23 protein-coding genes and 1 pseudogene are annotated in these 19,185 nt (G+C 33.7%); 20 read left to right on the plus strand and 4 right to left on the minus strand.

Going from position 1 to position 19,185, the window contains the following annotated elements:
- The first annotated feature begins 185 nt into the window (after positions 1-185).
- Positions 186-998 (plus strand): class I SAM-dependent methyltransferase, encoded by an 813-nt coding sequence (locus tag J2S19_RS21840; protein WP_307346456.1) that lies wholly within the window; start codon positions 186-188, stop codon positions 996-998.
- A 135-nt stretch (positions 999-1,133) separates the two neighbouring features.
- Here J2S19_RS21840 and J2S19_RS21845 read toward each other — a convergent pair whose 3' ends face one another.
- On the minus strand, positions 1,134-1,346 hold the full coding sequence (locus tag J2S19_RS21845) for a hypothetical protein (protein WP_307346458.1): 213 nt from the start codon (positions 1,344-1,346) through the stop codon (positions 1,134-1,136).
- 470 nt (positions 1,347-1,816) lie between these two features.
- Here J2S19_RS21845 and J2S19_RS21850 point away from each other — a divergent pair, with 470 nt between their 5' ends.
- The gene (locus J2S19_RS21850; protein ID WP_307346460.1) at positions 1,817-2,797 is read left to right on the plus strand and encodes a LacI family DNA-binding transcriptional regulator; all 981 of its coding nucleotides are present in this window, start codon (positions 1,817-1,819) and stop codon (positions 2,795-2,797) included.
- A gap of 84 nt (positions 2,798-2,881) precedes the next feature.
- Positions 2,882-3,307, plus strand: coding sequence for a MaoC family dehydratase (locus tag J2S19_RS21855; protein WP_307346463.1), 426 nt, complete (start codon positions 2,882-2,884; stop codon positions 3,305-3,307).
- Between the two features lie 155 nt (positions 3,308-3,462).
- On the opposite strand, the gene J2S19_RS21860 is transcribed toward J2S19_RS21855, so the two are convergent.
- Positions 3,463-4,224 carry an MBL fold metallo-hydrolase gene (locus J2S19_RS21860; RefSeq protein ID WP_307346466.1) on the minus strand — a complete coding sequence of 254 codons (762 nt, stop codon included), beginning with the start codon at positions 4,222-4,224 and terminating at the stop codon, positions 3,463-3,465.
- A gap of 126 nt (positions 4,225-4,350) precedes the next feature.
- Between J2S19_RS21860 and J2S19_RS21865 the strand changes: the two genes are divergently transcribed.
- The 9 genes from J2S19_RS21865 (at position 4,351) to J2S19_RS21905 (ending at position 11,162) form a co-directional block, all read left to right on the plus strand.
- The gene (locus tag J2S19_RS21865; protein WP_307346469.1) at positions 4,351-4,761 is read left to right on the plus strand and encodes an Lrp/AsnC family transcriptional regulator; all 411 of its coding nucleotides are present in this window, start codon (positions 4,351-4,353) and stop codon (positions 4,759-4,761) included.
- A 222-nt stretch (positions 4,762-4,983) separates the two neighbouring features.
- Positions 4,984-6,132 (plus strand): MFS transporter, encoded by a 1,149-nt coding sequence (locus tag J2S19_RS21870; protein ID WP_307346471.1) that lies wholly within the window; start codon positions 4,984-4,986, stop codon positions 6,130-6,132.
- Between the two features lie 205 nt (positions 6,133-6,337).
- Entirely contained in the window at positions 6,338-7,045 is a 708-nt protein-coding gene (locus tag J2S19_RS21875) for an HAD family hydrolase (protein ID WP_307346474.1), read from the plus strand.
- A gap of 284 nt (positions 7,046-7,329) precedes the next feature.
- A complete protein-coding gene (locus J2S19_RS21880) occupies positions 7,330-7,863 on the plus strand; it encodes an RDD family protein (RefSeq protein WP_307346479.1) in 534 nt (177 codons plus the stop codon).
- A 321-nt stretch (positions 7,864-8,184) separates the two neighbouring features.
- Positions 8,185-8,403 carry a hypothetical protein gene (locus tag J2S19_RS21885; protein ID WP_307346482.1) on the plus strand — a complete coding sequence of 73 codons (219 nt, stop codon included), beginning with the start codon at positions 8,185-8,187 and terminating at the stop codon, positions 8,401-8,403.
- Positions 8,404-8,537: 134 nt separating this feature from the next.
- Positions 8,538-8,882: an avidin-fold protein gene (locus J2S19_RS21890; RefSeq protein ID WP_307346484.1), complete on the plus strand. Its 345-nt coding sequence runs from the start codon at positions 8,538-8,540 to the stop codon at positions 8,880-8,882.
- Between the two features lie 158 nt (positions 8,883-9,040).
- Positions 9,041-9,469 (plus strand): GNAT family N-acetyltransferase, encoded by a 429-nt coding sequence (locus J2S19_RS21895; RefSeq protein WP_307346486.1) that lies wholly within the window; start codon positions 9,041-9,043, stop codon positions 9,467-9,469.
- 57 nt (positions 9,470-9,526) lie between these two features.
- On the plus strand, positions 9,527-10,051 hold the full coding sequence (locus tag J2S19_RS21900) for a GrpB family protein (protein WP_307346489.1): 525 nt from the start codon (positions 9,527-9,529) through the stop codon (positions 10,049-10,051).
- Positions 10,052-10,118: 67 nt separating this feature from the next.
- Positions 10,119-11,162: a DUF1835 domain-containing protein gene (locus tag J2S19_RS21905; RefSeq protein ID WP_307346492.1), complete on the plus strand. Its 1,044-nt coding sequence runs from the start codon at positions 10,119-10,121 to the stop codon at positions 11,160-11,162.
- A 373-nt stretch (positions 11,163-11,535) separates the two neighbouring features.
- On the opposite strand, the gene J2S19_RS21910 is transcribed toward J2S19_RS21905, so the two are convergent.
- Entirely contained in the window at positions 11,536-12,012 is a 477-nt protein-coding gene (locus tag J2S19_RS21910) for a hypothetical protein (protein WP_307346495.1), read from the minus strand.
- Between the two features lie 284 nt (positions 12,013-12,296).
- Here J2S19_RS21910 and J2S19_RS21915 point away from each other — a divergent pair, with 284 nt between their 5' ends.
- From J2S19_RS21915 to J2S19_RS21935, 5 genes and pseudogenes are all read left to right on the plus strand, one after another.
- Positions 12,297-13,097, plus strand: a complete 801-nt coding sequence (locus J2S19_RS21915) for an alpha/beta fold hydrolase (RefSeq protein ID WP_307346498.1) — start codon at positions 12,297-12,299, stop codon at positions 13,095-13,097.
- Between the two features lie 267 nt (positions 13,098-13,364).
- A complete protein-coding gene (locus J2S19_RS21920) occupies positions 13,365-14,180 on the plus strand; it encodes a DUF2935 domain-containing protein (protein WP_370875191.1) in 816 nt (271 codons plus the stop codon).
- Positions 14,181-14,491: 311 nt separating this feature from the next.
- Positions 14,492-15,211 carry an SGNH/GDSL hydrolase family protein gene (locus tag J2S19_RS21925; protein ID WP_307346500.1) on the plus strand — a complete coding sequence of 240 codons (720 nt, stop codon included), beginning with the start codon at positions 14,492-14,494 and terminating at the stop codon, positions 15,209-15,211.
- Positions 15,212-15,411: 200 nt separating this feature from the next.
- Positions 15,412-15,600: a hypothetical protein gene (locus tag J2S19_RS21930; RefSeq protein WP_307346503.1), complete on the plus strand. Its 189-nt coding sequence runs from the start codon at positions 15,412-15,414 to the stop codon at positions 15,598-15,600.
- 16 nt (positions 15,601-15,616) lie between these two features.
- Positions 15,617-16,018, plus strand: a pseudogene (locus J2S19_RS21935) (hypothetical protein).
- Between the two features lie 118 nt (positions 16,019-16,136).
- Here the strand turns inward: J2S19_RS21935 and mreC are convergent.
- A complete protein-coding gene (gene mreC, locus J2S19_RS21940; protein WP_307346507.1) occupies positions 16,137-16,916 on the minus strand; it encodes a rod shape-determining protein MreC in 780 nt (259 codons plus the stop codon).
- A 335-nt stretch (positions 16,917-17,251) separates the two neighbouring features.
- Here mreC and J2S19_RS21945 point away from each other — a divergent pair, with 335 nt between their 5' ends.
- The 3 genes from J2S19_RS21945 (at position 17,252) to J2S19_RS21955 (ending at position 19,162) form a co-directional block, all read left to right on the plus strand.
- Positions 17,252-17,758, plus strand: coding sequence for a DUF1648 domain-containing protein (locus J2S19_RS21945; protein ID WP_307346510.1), 507 nt, complete (start codon positions 17,252-17,254; stop codon positions 17,756-17,758).
- Between the two features lie 98 nt (positions 17,759-17,856).
- Positions 17,857-18,384 carry an acyltransferase family protein gene (locus J2S19_RS21950; protein ID WP_307346548.1) on the plus strand — a complete coding sequence of 176 codons (528 nt, stop codon included), beginning with the start codon at positions 17,857-17,859 and terminating at the stop codon, positions 18,382-18,384.
- Between the two features lie 223 nt (positions 18,385-18,607).
- Positions 18,608-19,162, plus strand: a complete 555-nt coding sequence (locus tag J2S19_RS21955; RefSeq protein WP_307346513.1) for a GNAT family N-acetyltransferase — start codon at positions 18,608-18,610, stop codon at positions 19,160-19,162.
- Positions 19,163-19,185 lie beyond the last annotated feature (23 nt).

Genomic DNA, 19,185 nt, shown 5'->3' on the forward strand with positions numbered 1-19,185 from the left:
TCTCCAAAGGGGATAAACATGGAGGAGCCGTATGCGAAGACCCGCACGTACGGATCTGTGAGAGGCGCATGAGTAATTCATGCGCCTACTCTATTCTTAAACTAAAGATTAAAATTAGTTCAAAAAAGATGAATATTACGTTTTCTTAAGAAAATCAGTTAAATTAATAGAATGTAGGTGAGTTCATGAGTAACATCATTAATTATTACAATACATTCGATGAATGGGGACGACTTGATAGAGAACCAATTGAATTCAAAGTAAATTGGCACTTTATAAAAAAACACTTACCGGAGACGGGAACGATTTTAGATAATGGTTCAGGACCAGGTAGATATTCGATGGAACTGGCTAAAGAAGGATATCAGGTAACATTGACTGATTTAACACCAAAACTTGTTGAGTTAGCTGAAAATAGAGCAAAAGAACTTGGTGTGGTGGGACAATTTAACGATTTTTTTGCTGCTGATGCAAGAGAACTTACTATGCTTAATGATGACCAATTTGATGCTACATTAATGCTTGGTCCGATGTATCATTTGCAGGAAGAACTTGACCGTATCAAGGCTGTAAAAGAGCTACATAGGGTTACGAAAACAAATGGACTTGTTTTCGTGGCGTTTATGCCTAGAATCAGACATATCTTAACTTCCCTTTTATATCCCGAAAAGTGGAAACCAAATAATAATCTAGATACTATTAATCAATTTTCACAAACAGGATGTTTTAACCATCAGGACGAAGGTCGTTTTACCGGTGCTTATTACTTCGATATAGAAGAAATCAAACCATTTATGGAAGCACAAGGTTTTGAAAGCCTAGAATTAATTGGTTCAAATATTGGGGCTATTTTAAATGATGAGAATTGGGATTACTGGAGAAACAAGGGAGAAAAAGAATTTGATAAAATTATAAAATTGCTTATTGAAAAGGCAAATGACCCCTATATTCTTGGAATATCCTCTCACTTACTTTACATTGGAAGGAAAAGAGGTTAATTTATGTTTTTTAAACTATCTGTTAGTATTAATAGAAGTGACAATTGAACTATCGGGTGAAGAGCAAGAATTGACTTTTCCTTTTGAGGCTTTTTAAATAAGGTTGACGTGTTAGGATTAAAGGGTTTATCACGATTAATTACTACTATCTTTTGCTCCCTTTACTCTAATAAATACACCATTTACCATAAATAGTACTCCTGAAACAGTTGATAAATAGAAGCTAGTACTTATACCTTCAAAATAGACAATGATGAGATTACCAAAGATTAAACATCCACCTATTATTAAATAGATAAGAGATAGTTGCTTAGACTCTACATGAGCAGATTTTTTTCTTGTAAACATATGAAATTCCACCACCTTGTTGCGATTAGCTTATATTTATACCTTTCATAAAAATATGAATTTCCGTATATTTCTATTATAAAGTAACTTATCACAAAAACAAGAAAGATATTGAAAACAGCATCACTATAACCGTTATAAATGTATAAAGATATGTTTATTGTATGAAAAGCAACTAAGGACTGATAAGAATCAGTTCTTTTTTAAATTAGGGATTGACCTGAAACGCGTTTCATCAATTATATTCTAAACAAATAGGAGAAAGCGAGGAGATCATCCATGTTGGCAATCCTTTTCCTTTGCCTTGTTATCTATATCTCAGCTTATGTTTGTTTGAAGGCTTCAGGGCAATCACTGGATGTTAGAAAATTTCAAACCTTTGAAGACTATTTCATCGGGTCTAATGGTAAAGTAAGATAGAATGATCGTTCACAGAACAAAATTGAAAAAAGATATAATAAGGTGAGAGTATGACCAATATTAAAGACCTTGCAAAAATGGCGGGTGTGTCAGTCACGACGGTTTCCCGTGTATTAAATCATCATCCATACGTCAGTGAAGAAAAGAAAAATGCTGTCTTAGCAGCGATAAAAGCGAGTAATTATCAACAAAATATCAATGCCGTACATTTAAGTAAGGGAAAAACGCAACTAATTGGAGTGGTTCTCCCTTACTCAGACCATCCTTATTTTTCAAAATTATTAAAGGGAATCGCCCAGCAAGCGTTGGAACAAAACTACCATTTGGTGTTATTTCAGACCGATTATAAGGAATGCAGAGAATTAGGAGCATTACGTATGCTAAAACAAAAGCAGATTGATTCATTAATCATATGCTCTAGATCATCTGATTGGTCTACCATCGAGGAATATTTACCGTATGGATCAATTGTTTTATGTGAAGATGTAAAAGATCGTCAAGTGTCATCCACATATGTGAATCACTATAAAATCTTCTATAACGCACTGGAATACTTATATAAAAAAGGCCATCAAAGAATTGGTTATGTTATTGCTCGTAAATCTGGTACTAATAGCCAGTATCGGGAGAAGGCCTACCGAGACTTTCATACGAAATATCAATTGTCATATCAACCCGATTATATCATTGATGAATGTCTATATTTTGAGGATGGCGAAAAAGCGATTAACCGCCTAAAAAAAATGAAGACACCACCTACAGCGTTGTTAGTTACAAGTGATCAAGTTGCAGCAGGAATCGTGGTCAGTTGCCAAACTCATGGGATTTCCATACCGAATCAACTGTCCATTATCGGTTTTGACAATCAGCCAATCGCTAAAATGATGAACATAACAACGATTGAAATTCCTCTTTTAGAAATGGGGAGAAGCCTTTTTCTACAGGCGGTACAAAGTGATTTAACTAATAAGGAATTATCTTCTCGATTAATTGAAAGAGATACAGTTAGTTACAAAGAGAAAAACAAATAATTAATACAAGAAAATCGACATCTTTAATATTGTAAGATTGTATGTGATACTTAAAGTTCTAAACAAATAAATAGAGGTGCAATAATGAAGTATGATGAGTTTACAATTGGACAGGTGTTTCAAACGAAAACATTGAAATTAACAAAAGAGGATATTTTAAGGTTTGCAGGAGAATTTGACCCGCAGTATATGCATTTGGATGAGGCAAAAGCGAATGAGGGAAGATTTAATGGAATCATCGCTTCTGGTATCCATACGCTAGCGGTTTCATTCAAGCTTTGGGTGGAAGAGGGCGTGTATGGTAATGATGTAATCGCTGGAACACAAATGAACAACATTAAATTTATGAAGCCAGTTTACCCTGGAGATGAATTATCGATTAAAGTTGAAGTCATTGATAAGAAAACTACAAAGAAAGAATCAGGAATCGTCACCGTCTTATTATCTACTTTCAATAATAAAGAAGAAAGAGTTTTTGAGGGAGAGTTATCCGTATTGGTAAAGCGATAAGGGGGGATGTATTAAGTACTAATCTGACGGTGTTTAATTGATTCAAAGTAGAATAACTAAAAAAAGACCCCAAATGGGTCAATTTGCTAATGATATTTACTTGTTTCATTTTTTCATAGAAACGTATAACTAGTCATTCAAATATCTGTTGGCTTTTAAAATGTAAAAGCTTCACCATCATTTGGTACTAACACATTGGATGTTATTTGTTTTTCGCTAATAAAACCTTTTAATTCTTCTCTAGACAAGGCCCAATGGTTAACGGCTTCCATGTGTACGCACATAATTTTTGCTTCTGGAGCAGCCTTGTAAACTTCATAGACGTCGTCCTTTCCCATGACAAGCGAACCACCTTGTAAAAATTGATTATCTCCAGCATTTACAACGATGACTTCTGGTTTGTTCGTCTCAATTACTGTTTGGACCTCTTCATACCAAACAGTATCTCCTGCAACATATAACGTTTTCTCTGTTGGATGTTTCAATACTACCCCACATACAGACCCAGCGAGTTTTAAGATTTCTCCTCTACCGTGCTCGCCTTTTGTTTTGATTAACTGTATTCCTTCAAATACTGTGTCCTCATGTAAAATCTCTACATTACTGAAACCAGCTTGACGAATTTCTGTTGCATCTTCTTCATTTTGCGTAAACACTTTGATTTCTTTTGGCAGAGCTTCCTTGGCAGCTTCATCCCAATGGTCATAATGGAGGTGCGTTACGATAACTGCATCAATACCATTAATAATCGTATCAATCGTAGTTGGCAGCTCTACCAAGGGATTATGTTGATCTTGCCTTGGAGAGTTTGGAAAAGGAGGGTACGTACCTTTAGCTGATAGCATTGGGTCGATTAGAAACCTTTTCCCGGCATACTCTAGAACAATTGTTGCATTACGAATGTGATTTATTTTCATTATCATGAACTCCTTCTTAGAAATATCTTTTGAACAATTTATAGTGTATATTATGTTCTATAACCGATACATAGATTAAATAAAGTCTTTTAGCCGTTTTACTTTACATTTGAAAGGAGTTTAAAAATGTTAGATAAAACAGATATGCAAATTTTAGATATTCTTACGAAGAACAGTCGGATTACAATGAAAGAATTAGGCGAGAAAGTCCATCTAACAGGACCAGCTACTTCAGCAAGAGTAGCGAAGTTAGAAGATAATGGCATTATCGAGGGATACACAATAAACGTAAATCAAGAAAAAGTGGGGCTTGTTGTTCACGCCATCATACATATTTATACGAAAAATACAAATCACCAACCTTATCTATCGTTCGTTAAAGACCAGGGGAAATACGTCATAAATAACTACAAAATCAGTGGTGAAAGTTGTTATCTTCTTGAATGCAAATTCCCATCCAATGAAGTATTAGATGAATTTTTGAAGGGCTTAAGTCATTATGTTAGCTATAAATTGTCGATTGTTATTAATAAATAGGTTTTAACCTATATTTTTACAGTAAAGATTTTATAGAGCTTTTAAAATGCTATTATATAAGATTTGAAGAATGATTGAGATGACTTCCAATTTTAAGTACGGTATTTATAGTTGTGTTACCCAACTATAAATAATAGGATAACTTGTAGTTTACAGAAAAATAAGTCCTTTTTATGGCTCTAAGGAATATACATATCACAAAAAGTGGAAATAGGTGTCAGAATGGACTTACAAGGGAGAGTTCGTTTAACTGTTGGTTGGCTAACGTTGTTTCTTATTGGTACGGATTTATTTGTAGTGTCTCCATTACTACCGTTCATTTCGGAAGCATATCATGTTAATTCTGCGACAACAGGGTGGATGGTAACTGTTTTTGCTGTAACATATGCTCTTGTAGCACCGTTCATCGGTTGGTTGTCAGATAAAAATGGAAGAGGGATTTTTATTACGTTTGGGTTATTGTTATTTTCCTTCTCTAATATCTTAACTGCTTTTTCACCCTCATTTACCTGGTTAATCATTAGTCGAATTTTAGCTGGTGTGTCGGTTGCTGCGATTACCCCAGTAATCTATGCGATTATTGGGGATATTGCACCAACAAATCGGAGGGGAACTTGGCTTTCAATTGTTGTTTCAGGGCATTTAACAGCTCTCTGGGCAGGGGCATCAGTCGGGACGTTACTAGAGCAGTTCCTTGGTTGGCGTTCTGTATTTGTTGTAATGGCTATTTTAGGGACTATATTGGCAGTAGTAAATTTCAAAACGTGGAAATATGTTCCTAAACGTGTTACGTCTAGCAATCGATTAAAAGGAAAACTGGTAAGAATACTTGGTTCAGTTAGTGTTACCACCGTTTGGGCGATTTCAATGTATGCTCTTTATGTTTACTTAGGTGCGGCTCTTTATTCTGAAAATAGATTCTCATCATTAGAAAATGCATTAGCTGTTACTTTTTATGGTATTGGTGCTGTTTTTGGAAGTCTACTAAGTGGACGATTTACAGACAGGTTTGGAGCACGGAAGATTTCGAATTCGATGCTAATGATTTTGTCTCTCATCTTCTTTTGTTTAGGAATATTCTTCTCATCTGGAGATTGGATTTATTTCTTTCTGTTCATATGGGCTTTGGTTGGATATGCAGGCTTTACATCATACCAAGCACGATTAGCAGATGAATACCCTAAGGAGCGAGGGGTCGTAATGGCCTGGAATAATACCGCTCTGTATATTGGTATTACGATTGGTTCAATCATTGGTGGTTATGTTATATATAATTGGGGATACCCTTTCCTTCCGTATGTTTGTAGTATTGCAGCCATCATTAGTTATGTCCTGAGTACGCAAAAGGTAAAAGAAACAAAAAACAAGTAAGCTGTTTCATCACATAGATAACCTCAATATTAAGTCTTTTTATTGAACTAATGGATAGATGAACAAAAACAACACCTTTCCGACTTATTAGACTAGGTGGTGTTTTTTAATTGTTTAACCAGATAAAGGGAGTAGTTAGTTGACTCTCTGCTTTCTCTTGATGATATATAAGTGTTATCATCATAATAGAAGGAGGGCTATGAGAATGGATACAATAATTTTTGATGTCGATGATACACTATACGACCAAGCACAATCTTTTCATAAAACAGTGCGAAAGCTTTTTCAAGAGCCATTTTCAGACGAAGAAATCGATCAATTATATAAAGCTAGTCGTAAGCATAGCGAGATTTTATTTGATCAAAGTGAAGCAGGTGATATAACTCAATTTGAATGGCAAACCGGACGAATTATTGCTGCCTGTAACGATTTAAATATCCCAATAGATATCGAAAAAGCAACTATTTTTCATGAAACATATGTAACTGAACAAAACAACATTACCTTGTTTCCGGAAGTCGAACAACTACTACATATCCTTTATAAAGAGGAGAAAAGGCTTGGAATTCTTACAAATGGGGAAGAAAAACATCAGGCAATGAAAATAAAACAGCTAGGCCTAAGTCGTTGGATTCCGGAAGAGATGACGTTCATTTCTGGTACGATAGGTCATGCAAAACCGAAAAGAGAAGTATTTGATTATATTGAACAGAAACTGGACCTTGACCAAGCTAAAACTGTTTATATCGGGGATAACTTTGAAAAGGATATAATCGGAGCAAAACAAGCAGGCTGGCAAGCGATCTGGATGAACCATCGTAAGAAAGCTATACCGGAACATGCTACTTATAAACCTGATAAAGAAGTACATAGTGCCCAGGATTTATTAGAATTATTTACGAATAAGGCTTAGGCCGTATGATAGGAATCAGCGAAAGTCATCCTGGTTCCTATTATAGTTTTATAGAAATCTTCTTTTTGCTTAATGAATAGCATATTGCGTGTTTTTAGGAATACGAAAGTATAGTTTTCAAGAAATTCATCTAAAGAAGACTCTCTGCTGAACAGTACAAAAATAAAGTTTCATAATCGCGCGCAATACTCGAACAAGATAGCGCTCGTTTTCTATTTCACATCCAAATAGTTGAATAGCCTATTTATCCAATCCTCATTATATAATGAACAGGAGGTGATTACGTGGTAAAAAAACGAATAGTTGCATATGTACTTGATTCCTTAATAACATTAGCAATCTGTACCGTTCTTTCAATCCTACCATTTCTCTTTGTAGCCGTAATCGCGTTACTATTCTTACCTTTCGTTGCAAGTTACGAAGATACATGGAATCTAATTTTAATAGGAATCATGAATGGAATACTTCTATTGGGTGCTTTCGTGTTTTTTGTGATATCACTAGGAACAATATTCAAATCAACCTTTACAAGGGGTTACAAAATGAATGGTCTACAAATAGAAAGTACCAATAAATTTCGATTATTCATATGGTGGTTTATAAGAAACGGACTAGCAGGTCTATTTATATTTATATATGCTTATCATTTAGCAAATCAAATCGACTATAAGTACTTATCTATACTTATTTTCATTTACATAATCTACCTATGTATAGATGGGATATTGTTTTTCTTTACAAAGGGGAAGAGAAGTTTTACAGATAGGTGGACAGGGATAGACGTATTAGAAACTACGAAAGGCACCACTAAGAAGTAGATTATAATGCCTAAAATGTTTGGAACCCAATTGACGAAATTTGTCAAATGAGAGATTTTCTTCGAAAGTTGAGAGATTTTTTTAGAAAGTTGACAAATTATCCTTAAAAGTTGACAGATTTCCCATTACATAGTATCAAGAAACGAAATGCATTATGAAGAAAACGATAAATAAATACAATTTTCATATGATTAGTGCAATACTATTTCTATTTTTGAGATTTAACAGTCTAATCAAATCATTTTCCAATAGCTATACAGCTGAGTAGGACTATCTTTCCAAAATTTCTAAAATACAGTTTTAATCAGGTGATACTATAAAATGAAAAAAATCAAGTTACAGGTACAAGATAGAAATATAGAAATTGAAGAAAACGAAAGATATTATATTGAAGTTGAGGATAGAACCTTTATCGGTACAATCCTTGAGAATATGGATTTTAAGTATGAAGACAAGGTATTCTTTTACATCCTAACAGATAAAGAAAACGAAGAGTATCAAATTGTAGAGGATGAAATCGTAAATATAAAAAAACTTTAAGTAGATTATATATTTTGAATTCTCATAGAAGATATATAGATAAAACATAGATAATTGTAAATCATCAACTTTTCTTCAACTTAAATAAAGAGTAGTAAAGAAGTTCAAGTCAGAAACAATAACTGGAGGAAAATATGATTAATTATAACGGACGTCACTTTGTTTCAATTGAAAATACAGACAATGGAGAGGTATCCTCAAAAACAATTTTCGAATACAAGCAAGAAGGCACCATCATCTCAGCTACATACAGTGGCGGAGAAATTATCAAAGGGACATTAATTGGACTTGTTGAGGAAAATGGTCACTTAAAATTTAGATACAACCACGTGAATATTAAGCATGAGATTAGAGGAGGAAAATGTGTTTCCATACCTGAAATCTTACTAGACGGAAGAATTAGACTTCATGAAAAGTGGCAATGGTTAGATGCTGAAGGAACTGAAGGAAGCTCCATTATTGAAGAAGTCCGTATATAACACTATGTAGCTTTTATAGAAAAGTTTGTTCTACTCAACAGGCCTCGTTACTATACAAAGTTGGTACCGCCTTATTATATACAAGTAGAGAGCAGGTAACTTGAACAAAAATAGTGATGATTAATAGATATCATCGTAAAATCTAGGGGGGAACGGGATTGCACCATACTGTAAAAATCATGATAACAGATGCCGAAATCAAATCCACTTTTCACGTATTTAAACAACTGCGACCACACTTAACCGAAGAACTATTTATTGAAAAAGTACAGCGCATGCAGGATACTCATGGGTATAACATAGTGGCAATTATTGAAGATAAAACAGTCAAAGCAGCAGCTGGATATCGAATTACTGAATCATTAGCATGGGGGAAATATTTCTATGTCGATGATTTAATTACAGACGAAACAAGCCGCCGACAAGGATATGCAAACATTTTATGGGAATGGCTACTAAATAAAGCAAAGGAATACCATTGTGAGCAATTTCATCTAGATTCAGGTGTACATCGACATGATGCACATCGCTTTTACCTGAAAAGCGGACTAGATATTACGTGCCACCATTTCCAAATGTCTCTCTAATTTACAATTCCCTTCGCTATATTAGAATAGAACAATCTCTTATATGGTGGGATGATAATGCAAAAACCGACCGTTCATCTTCATGATTATAACCCTAAATGGGAAGTACAATATGAATATGAGAAAGATAGAATTGTAGAAGTAATTGGTGATAAGGTTATTGCAATTCAACATATTGGCAGCACCTCTATAAGAGGTATGCAAGCTAAACCGATTATTGACATCATGATAGGTGTACACGAATTAGCTGAAGTTACACACTTCATTGCCCCATTAAGCAAAATCGAATATGAATATGTACCAAAACCTGAGTTTACAGAGAGAAAGTTTTTTCGAAAAGGAAGATGGGGAAAGGGGACTTGTCATCTTCATATATGTAAGTTTAATAGCAATGAATGGATGGAAAAACTACTATTTCGTGATTATCTCAGAACACACTCACAAGTCGCCGATGAGTATGCAACATTAAAACAGGAACTTGCCTCTAACTATCAGTTTGATAGAGCAACATACACAAAGAAAAAAGAACCTTTTATACAGGCAATTATCAAAAAAGCTAAGTTGGAGCTACGAAGAGAATAGGTTCGCTTAGAAACAGAAGATATAAATTGAGTTTTGATGGTAATGTTATATTGAAGGAGGCATTAAATTGATTAAAGAACTAAAAGCAATCATTAAAGACACGACTGAGGAAGAAGCAAAATCACTTCTATTTCTCATTTTGCTACGAACGAGTATGCTTGAAGAGAAGACGCATTATACTGAAGTTGAATTTGTCAGCGATTTAAGACAAACATACCATGACTTTGTGAATTATAAACAAAGCCAAGCTAATGAGAAAATTAATGAACCATATAAAGTTTTACATATCCTTTTCGGTGATTCTGCAGCAGGTAGCCTAAAACAAGCATTAAAAGAAATGAAATTAGAGAATGAGGAAAAGGTCATTTCATTCTCAGATAAGTTTTCGACTGGTCCAATCTCACAATTACACGATGACGCGGGTCTGAACAAACGGTACCAATGGATAAAAAACCACCTGAATTATGAAGGTGATGACCTCGATGAATACATACAACATTTCAAGCAGACAACCTCAATGATTGACTCAATTCCTACACGAACACCAATTATCATTTGGGTTGGAGAAAACGCTCACGAACAGACCGCGTTAAGATATGTTCTTTATTTACTAAAGGAAAAAGAGTTTGATATTTCGATAATCAATACAACGAAGCAATTTAAAAACAAATACAATATTCCAGACACCGATTGTTACCCATTACATACTGGCGAAATTGCATCTGAAAGATTAACAGTCATTTATGAAGAAGCGAGGAAAAACCCACCAATAAGCCAAGAGCAACGAAAAGAGCTTGAAGAGGATTGGAACGAACTATCTTCTACAGACGAGGTACTAAGAATATGGGAAAATAATAAAATTAAGAGTGTATCTGATGACTATTACGATGACTATATAATCAATAAAGCGAAAAAGCTATATAAATCGCGAAACAAACAAGAATTTTTAAAGTCCGCACGCCTAATAGGTGAGGTCATTGGTTATTTAGACCAGTATATTGGTGATGTATATATTGAGTATCGAGTTCGTCATCTAATCACAAGTGGCGTTTTTGAAATTGAAGGTGTCCCAAAGGCAATGAGATTTTATAGTGTAAGATTTAAAGACTGATTACAGAATGTAAACAAATAATACAATAAATTGGCAATTCTTTGAGCTCATAACGAGGTGAAAAAGATGCAATTACTTGATTATAACAAGGTTGCACCAATAACATAGGTTTCTCATTAAAAAGGTAGGTTGCTAAGGCAGCCTTTTTTAATTCCCTTAAGTAAATTAACGAAATACTGTAAAGAACTATCATTCATGACACTAGCCAAGCTGAGTTGTTGATTATAATTAACCTAATGTTTTAACTATTCCATGATGCGCAAAATGGCCACTTATTACAGTGACCTGTCCTGTGTAGCTAAATGAAGTGGATGCTTAAAAAAGGTTATGTACGCCATCAGTTTATTTTTGAAGGTTGTTAAATAGCAGAACGTTAAAATTTTAATCCCCTTTTCATAAACATTGCAGACGGCTTATCAAACAACTTTTGATAACCGTATAACAATAATGACTCAAACATTGTAAGAATGATATGATGAAAGCCAGTAAATTTTACATACCTTAAATAATTTGCTTTTTCAAGTAGAGGAATTATTCCTAAAGCGTAAAGAAGATTGTTTAGCAGGTTAATCAATATATACAATCCAAATCTACCGTAAGAAAAGTGGAATATCCAAATGTTTCCTACTGCGAATGGCCCGAGAACAAGGGCTAAATGGTTCCACATTCTTTTTTTTGATATACCCGTTTCATCCCAAAAATGATAATGGGTACCAATAAGGACATTTAGTACTGTAAATAATCCTGCTACAACTGTCACTGGAAAGAATCTCTTCAAGGATTTCTTTGGTAATAGATAAACGGTAGACCAGCTTAGTATACACACCATCCGAATTAGTATATTTAACATGTTTAGCTCCTTACTTCTTTTTCTATATATTTTACTTTTAACTAAGAAAATATGTATTGAATTGCATACAATTGTCTAGATGAAATCGTTTTACTAGTTTCCGTGACAATGAGTGAACATTTTTTGGTGAACATTTATAGATTCATCCGGTTTCACTATTCTAAACTCGCATAGTAGCAACTTCACCATAACACTAGTTATCATAATATGTTCAAAAGTTGTAATCCACGTAAAATACAAACATAAATAAGACGTAGAAACCAATTTTGTAGGAGGGATCGAAAATGATTGAAAAAAGGGTTCAATCAGCAAATGGACCAGTCTATTACTGGACGAACGACTTTAAATCACAACAAGATTTTGCGATAGTCTTTTGTCATGGATTAACAGCAGATCACACCCTGTTTACAAAACAAATTGAACACCTATCGACTGAATATAAGTTAATAACATGGGACATTCCTTTACACGGTAAATCAAGACCATATAAGAATTTTTCTTTTGCAAATGTAAATAGAGAGCTGCTAACTATCCTTGAACAAGAGAATCTAAACAGGATCGTAGTAGTAGGGCAGTCAGCAGGAGGCTATATCGCACAGTCTTTTATCGAAGAAAATGGTAACAAAGTAATAGGGTTTATAGGTGTAGGCACTACCCCGTTCGGTAAGTATTATTACAAAAAATCGGAGTTGTTTTGGCTAAAACATTACTCCACTATTGCACGGCTATACCCTTATCGGTTCTATTGCAGGGCAGGTGCAAAAGCGATAACTGAAACAAAAGAAGCAAGAGCAAGTATGTACAAATCATTAATTAATTTAGGAAAAAAAGATATGTTAAAAGCAACTAGTGCCGTATATGAAGAGTTTTTAAAAATCAACAATGAAGTTCATTTTACTTGTCCAGTCTTAATTACTTTTGGAGAAAATGACCGTACAGGATATGTGAAGCAATACTGTCAGGCCTGGGCTGCAAAGACAGGGTTCAGGTTAGAAATTATTCCTAATGCATCTCATAACGCGAATTATGATAACTATGAAGAATTCAACAATTTACTCAATTCTTTTATACATCAAGTTATTTAGAACGTAATTGTGTTGTACCCATACAAGTACATTTCATTTCAAGACGTAGGATAGAGACAATAAATCGATCGAATTTATTATTCAGTTTATGATAATAGAGTTATGTTAACTAAATGTAATGATTTAACGAATGGTTCCTTCAAGATTGTCAGTTTGAAAAAAAAAATTACTTATAATCGCATTTTCGAATTCAATGAGTAAAGACAGGGCTACCGCAAAAGATTCTGCATATATATGGAAAGGAAGTGGAAATGAGGAGGAGAAAAAATGCTTAATCATAATATGGCAAACCCAAACCCAATCGTCACGAGATCATTGGATGAAATTCGGTTTTGGTCAAGAATTATGAAGGAACACGCTCTATTTTTAAGCCTCGGTTTTACACATGAACAATCACAATTAATTGCAGAAGCGCAACAGTTTATTGACCTCTTTGAACGTATCGAAGAGAAGTTGTCGAAGTATAGTGTCAACACAGACATACGTCAAATTCAAGCTTTTAACAATGAAGTTTACCAAGCAGCAGTTGCGATTTGGAGCTACAAAAGAAAAGTATTAGGCTTAACGTTACGCTGTGAAATACGTACGAATAACTATGCGCTACTCATTGACCATGTTAGTAGAGAAGCAGCCTACTTTGCAAATCGTTTAAAAGACCTCAACGAAGGTAGACTTGCACCCGAACCAGACACGATCATTCAAGAGAATCTATTTTTTCTAAGAATTATGGCTGACCATGCCAAGTTTATAGGACACCTATTAGATCCTTCCGAACGAAAGCTAGTCGAGCAGGCGAGAGAATTTAGTCATGATTTCGACCAATTAGTTTTCCAAGCAATTGATTTGGATTCAATGCGCCCACAATCACAAACGGAACCAATCCTTGACCAGTTCCTCGATCAAAATAGAGTTTCAGTCGCCTCATTAAGAGACTTTAAGAAAACAGCAAGAGATTTAATAGAGGCATGCCGTATCAAGAGCAATATTCACCCTCTTCTGGCCGATCATACCTTTAGAGAGGCAGAAAGATTTTTAGAAATAATTGATTTATTTGAATCCCATCTTTCTAATAATAATAGATAGAGTAAAGGCATATCTTTCTACACGAATATGTATCTCTTATAATAGTATAGGAGTATAAAAAGTAGCTTCGGGTGCGATACTTCATTAGAGGGTATCGCTTTTTTATTATGCATTAAACGTAGACTATGTTACCGTAGTATTTATTTTAGAAAAATGTGACAATTTATCAACTAATTACAAAATATATTCATTTAATCTGTTAATTAATCTATCATAAAATCAGAACAATCGAAATTTGCTCAAAATTAAAGGTATTTGATGTTATATGCAAATTACGAGCACTATGAAATGATAAGGTTTTCATCGATTGTTTGAATTATGTCTCTAGCAACGAAACAAGGGAGGGAATTATCATAAAAATTGGACTAATTGGTGATAGTTTAACAGAAGGCCGTCCAGGAGTATCCTTTGCTACAATACTTCAAAAGAAATACTCATCTATATCATTTGTAAATCTAGGAAAGCCAGGAGAAACAGTGAAAAGTCTATATTCTCGGTTAACTAAAACTAAATTAGACATGGATTATGACGTACTATTCCTGCGGATAGGGGTAAATGATGTTTATACAAAATTATTAAAAGTGAAAGCTCAACCGATCGCCGAAGACCACCAAGAATTTAGTGATTACTTCATTAAAGTGCTAGACATTGTCATTCCTGCAGCTAAGCATATTGTAATTGTGTCACCGGCAATCGTAGGCGAGAATCTATCGAATTCTTCAAATTGTGAAATTAAGAGTTTGTCTGCATTAATTGAGTCCATATCGATGAAACATGAACATATTACCTTCTTACATATGCAGTCTGTATTTGAGAAGCACCTAACGCAAGTCACTAGTTCTGAATACATCAGTACCAGTATATTCACTGTCATGAAGGATGTACTGTTTTATAAAAGCCAAACTAGCATCGACCGCTTATCTAGAAAACGAGGACTTCACTTGACGTTAGATGGGATTCATTTAAATAGTCGTGGTGCTATGTTAGTTGCTAAAAAATATTCAGTATTGATTAATCACTATAAACAATAATCACTTTTTTACGTAATTGTAATACAAAGTAAATCTCTTATGGAACTTTTTCGTTTTCTTATCGTCGAGTAATATGAAGGGGGCTATTACTATTTGGTAGGCTATTCTATTTTCTTTGCAAGCCTTTATCAACATCTTCTTGCCTTGAATACAAGTGAAAGTTGTTAAACATAAGATATACATAGAGAGGAAATAATTAATTGAAATGGTTAATTGCAATTATACTCATATTAATCGGGTCTTTATTATATGCATTAACGATTGATAATTTAGGGAATTTAGGTCATATAATCATTAAAATTATAGGTATTGCGTGCTTTTTTCTTGCTGGTTATATAGTTAGAAGTAAAAAGAAAAATGATAAAATAAAAAAAGCAATTGATAAATAAATGAAGGGTAAATGATATGCTTAAACCAAAATTCTTTATTAGTATGATTCTAATATTTAGCCTAATAACAATCTTCATCATTCAAAAAAAAGACGTAATCTTTCAAGAAGGGAACCCTATTCCATTAGCCATCGCTATTTCAAAAATGATTATACAAGATCATGATATAGCAGAAGTTAAGGAAGCAGGTACGAATGATAAAACTTACGGATATTTAGTTAAACTCGAGGAAATGGAACCATTCATTAACTTAATGGAGGATGAAGGATGACGTTTTGTCGAGAGGAACGAAATCTCAAATTCATTAATATTTGAAAAAGGGAAACATACACTGAGTGCAGGCTATCAATATTATACAAGGTGGTATACGGTTATCTATTCCTCCGATATAACCGACCTTCCAATCGAGAACCTCTGAAAAATAAAATTTTTTTAATAAGATTTTTATGCATATTCATAACCTTTATTCTAAACAGTGATAATTACAATTTCACAGCAAAAAGGAACTTCTCCTCGAAGCTCCTTTATTACAACTATTATTGAAACTTTTGCAATAAAATCACATAACTAATATCATTAAAATCAGCAGCAGGTTTAACTTTTGCTATTTTCGTAAGCCCATAGTTATCGGCAGTTACTTCAATAACCTCGCCGATTTTTAAGTTAGGGGGAAAAAATGAATTTAGATTCGATGTCGTGACAATACTACCGACCTCGATTTCTTTTTTTAAGTCAATTTTCGTAAATAATAGATGATCATTCTCTAAATCATAATTTTCAATCATACCTGAGACTGATTGGTCATTTTCTAAAGTTGCTGTTATTAAATTTCTTCTAGTCGTACTTGTTAACAATTTGACGGTCGCCGTCTTATCATATACTTTATGTACTTGACCAATAAGTCCTTCGGTCGTGGTAACAGGTGTGTTTTTCTTAATATTATCCTCTGCACCCTTATCAATAACTAGCGTGTTATACCATTCTTGAGGTTGTTTCGAATCTAGCCCTCTTGAATACACGGTCGCAACGATTGGCTGATATTCAGCATACTCTTTTACCTTATTTTTCATTTCCGTTAATAATTCATTTTCAGATTCTATTAAATGTTTTTCAACTTTTAATTGTTCATAATCTCTTATACTATTTTTTAAAACATGATTTTCATCATACCTCGCCTTCAAATCATTTATATTTAAAATAAATTCATGTTCGCTTATATAATCTTTTATACCAAATAGATTATTTCGAACTAATAGTATTGAGCTGATAGTAACTAATAATATTGTGATAATTAGTAAGATAATTTTTAATTTCAAGTTAAACACCTTTTTGCTTTATTTATAACAGTTTTATCCAATTATATCATATAATTCCTATTAGACTATATAAATCTATTTATTAGACAATAAAAAGGTAATGAGGTGATTACACTTCCATATTACAATATGGATAATTGGAGATGTCTGTACGGTTTCCATATAAAAAGGAAGCATTTATAATTGAAGTAAATTACATTACAATGATTCTGAATAGCTTTTAAAAATGTAAGGGTATACATTTATACGGTACAAAACCAATTTTTGATAAGAAGCAACACTTTTCCTCCAACTAAAGCCTGTTAGTCGTATCGAAAAGGAAGGGGTTTATCAGGATGACAAATTCTTGGAATAAAACGAAAATACACATTGATAAAACAAAGATTGAATGGGTTTGGGATATCATCGGGTTTTCATTTTATTTAGGCTCGTTAGGCTTTTTAATCTACCATTGGAACGGACTTCCTGACAAAGTTCCGGCACATTTTAATGCGCTAGGGGAAGTAGACCGTTGGGGTTCAAAGGTGGAACTGATTATCTTACCAATAATCGGTGCATTTCTTGCGATTATGATGCAATTATTTGAACGTTTTCCAGAAACACACAATTATCCACAACGGATAAATAAAGATAATGCGAAAGAGTTCTACTTAGTAAGTCGAAAACTTATCAATCAATTAAAAAATATCTGCCTCATCATCTTTGCATTCATTTCATTTGAAACTGTGTCAATTGCATTAGGTATAGGAAATGGATTTGGAATATGGTTTCTTCCTATTACCTTAGCAGGAACCCTTATCCCAATCGTATTAGGGTTCATTAAACAAAGAAAGATTAGATAAAACGCGGAGTACACAGTATTTTATCCTTTCTTTATAGAAGGTGCACTTTACTTTCATATAAAGTGTAGTGTGTTTTAAATTTAGCGAGCTGGGGAATCATCTTTTATTTTCTCTTATATATCACTGGGTATTACTTTTTTTCAAGAAAACAAATAAGGGTATTTGTCCGTAAAATAGGCTATCTGTCTGGTATTTTAAGTATCCTTAGCTCAGCTATATATTTATACTGGGTACTGTTCTATGGTTTTCCGGAGGATGTATCCATCAGTTGGGCAATATTCATGATTATTCGTGTCGTTATAGTATGGAACATGCTATTCTTTACCCTATTCTTGGGAAACAAGTACATGAATAAATCTAATCGAATACTAAAATATACGAGTGAAGCATCTATGCCGTTCTATATCCTTCATCAACCTATTATTATTCTATTAGGATTTTTTATCTATACTTTAGATTGGGTGGTTCCTTTAAAATTATTTTTACTTGTAATAACAGCATTTGCTGCCATCATGTGTTTGTACCATTATGCGATTCGTCAAGTTAACTTTCTCCGGATACTTTTCGGCTTAAAGCAAATACGCAAAGAAACATTAGAACAAGAGAAAGTTGTGATTAGTAAATAGAGTTGTTCCCCTATTTATTGATAATGTAGACGGCTTAAAGCTGTCTTTTTTAATTATCTTCGTCGGTTTTCAATTTTTAAGCCGCCAAGAACGTGCTCTCGAGTCCCGCTTACAGGTAGTTCTAATTTCTCATTAGAAATAAAAAGTTCTTTACCCAATGAACATTAGAAGTTAATTCACTTATTAAAAAAGAAAAATTGTGAATGGGGGAGGAAAGGTTACGATGTCTATAGATTCATTTCCTGTAATTGAGACAAAAAGATTAATATTAAGAAAAATTACTAAGGATGATGCAAAAAGTATTTTAATCTACCTTTCTGATAAAGAAGTAATGAAGTACTATGGTTTAGCACCTTTTACATCAATAAACGATGCCTTAGATGAGATTTCATGGTATCAATCTATAGAATCCAACAAAACAGGTATTAGATGGGGGATCACCATAAAAGAACGAGGAATTGTAATCGGCAGCTGCGGTTTTCATAACAATGTTTCTCAGCATTTTCGCACTGAAATTGGTTTTGAATTAAGCAGGGACCATTGGGGGAAGGGGATAGCTTATGAGGCACTAGAAGCTATCATAAGCTATGGATTTGAACATATGAATATTCATAGAATTGAAGCCTTAATAGAACCACCAAATCTGCGATCATTAAGGCTAATCGAAAAGCTCGGTTTTATTAGAGAAGGTCTATTAAGACACTATGAATATACAAACGGTAAATTTGATGATTTATATATGTATTCATTGTTGAAGCAAGAATTTTTGAAGGAATAGATACAAAAAGGTGATTATATAGA

The organism is Metabacillus malikii (assembly GCF_030813355.1).
Taxonomy (GTDB): Bacteria; Bacillota; Bacilli; order Bacillales; family Bacillaceae; genus Metabacillus; species Metabacillus malikii.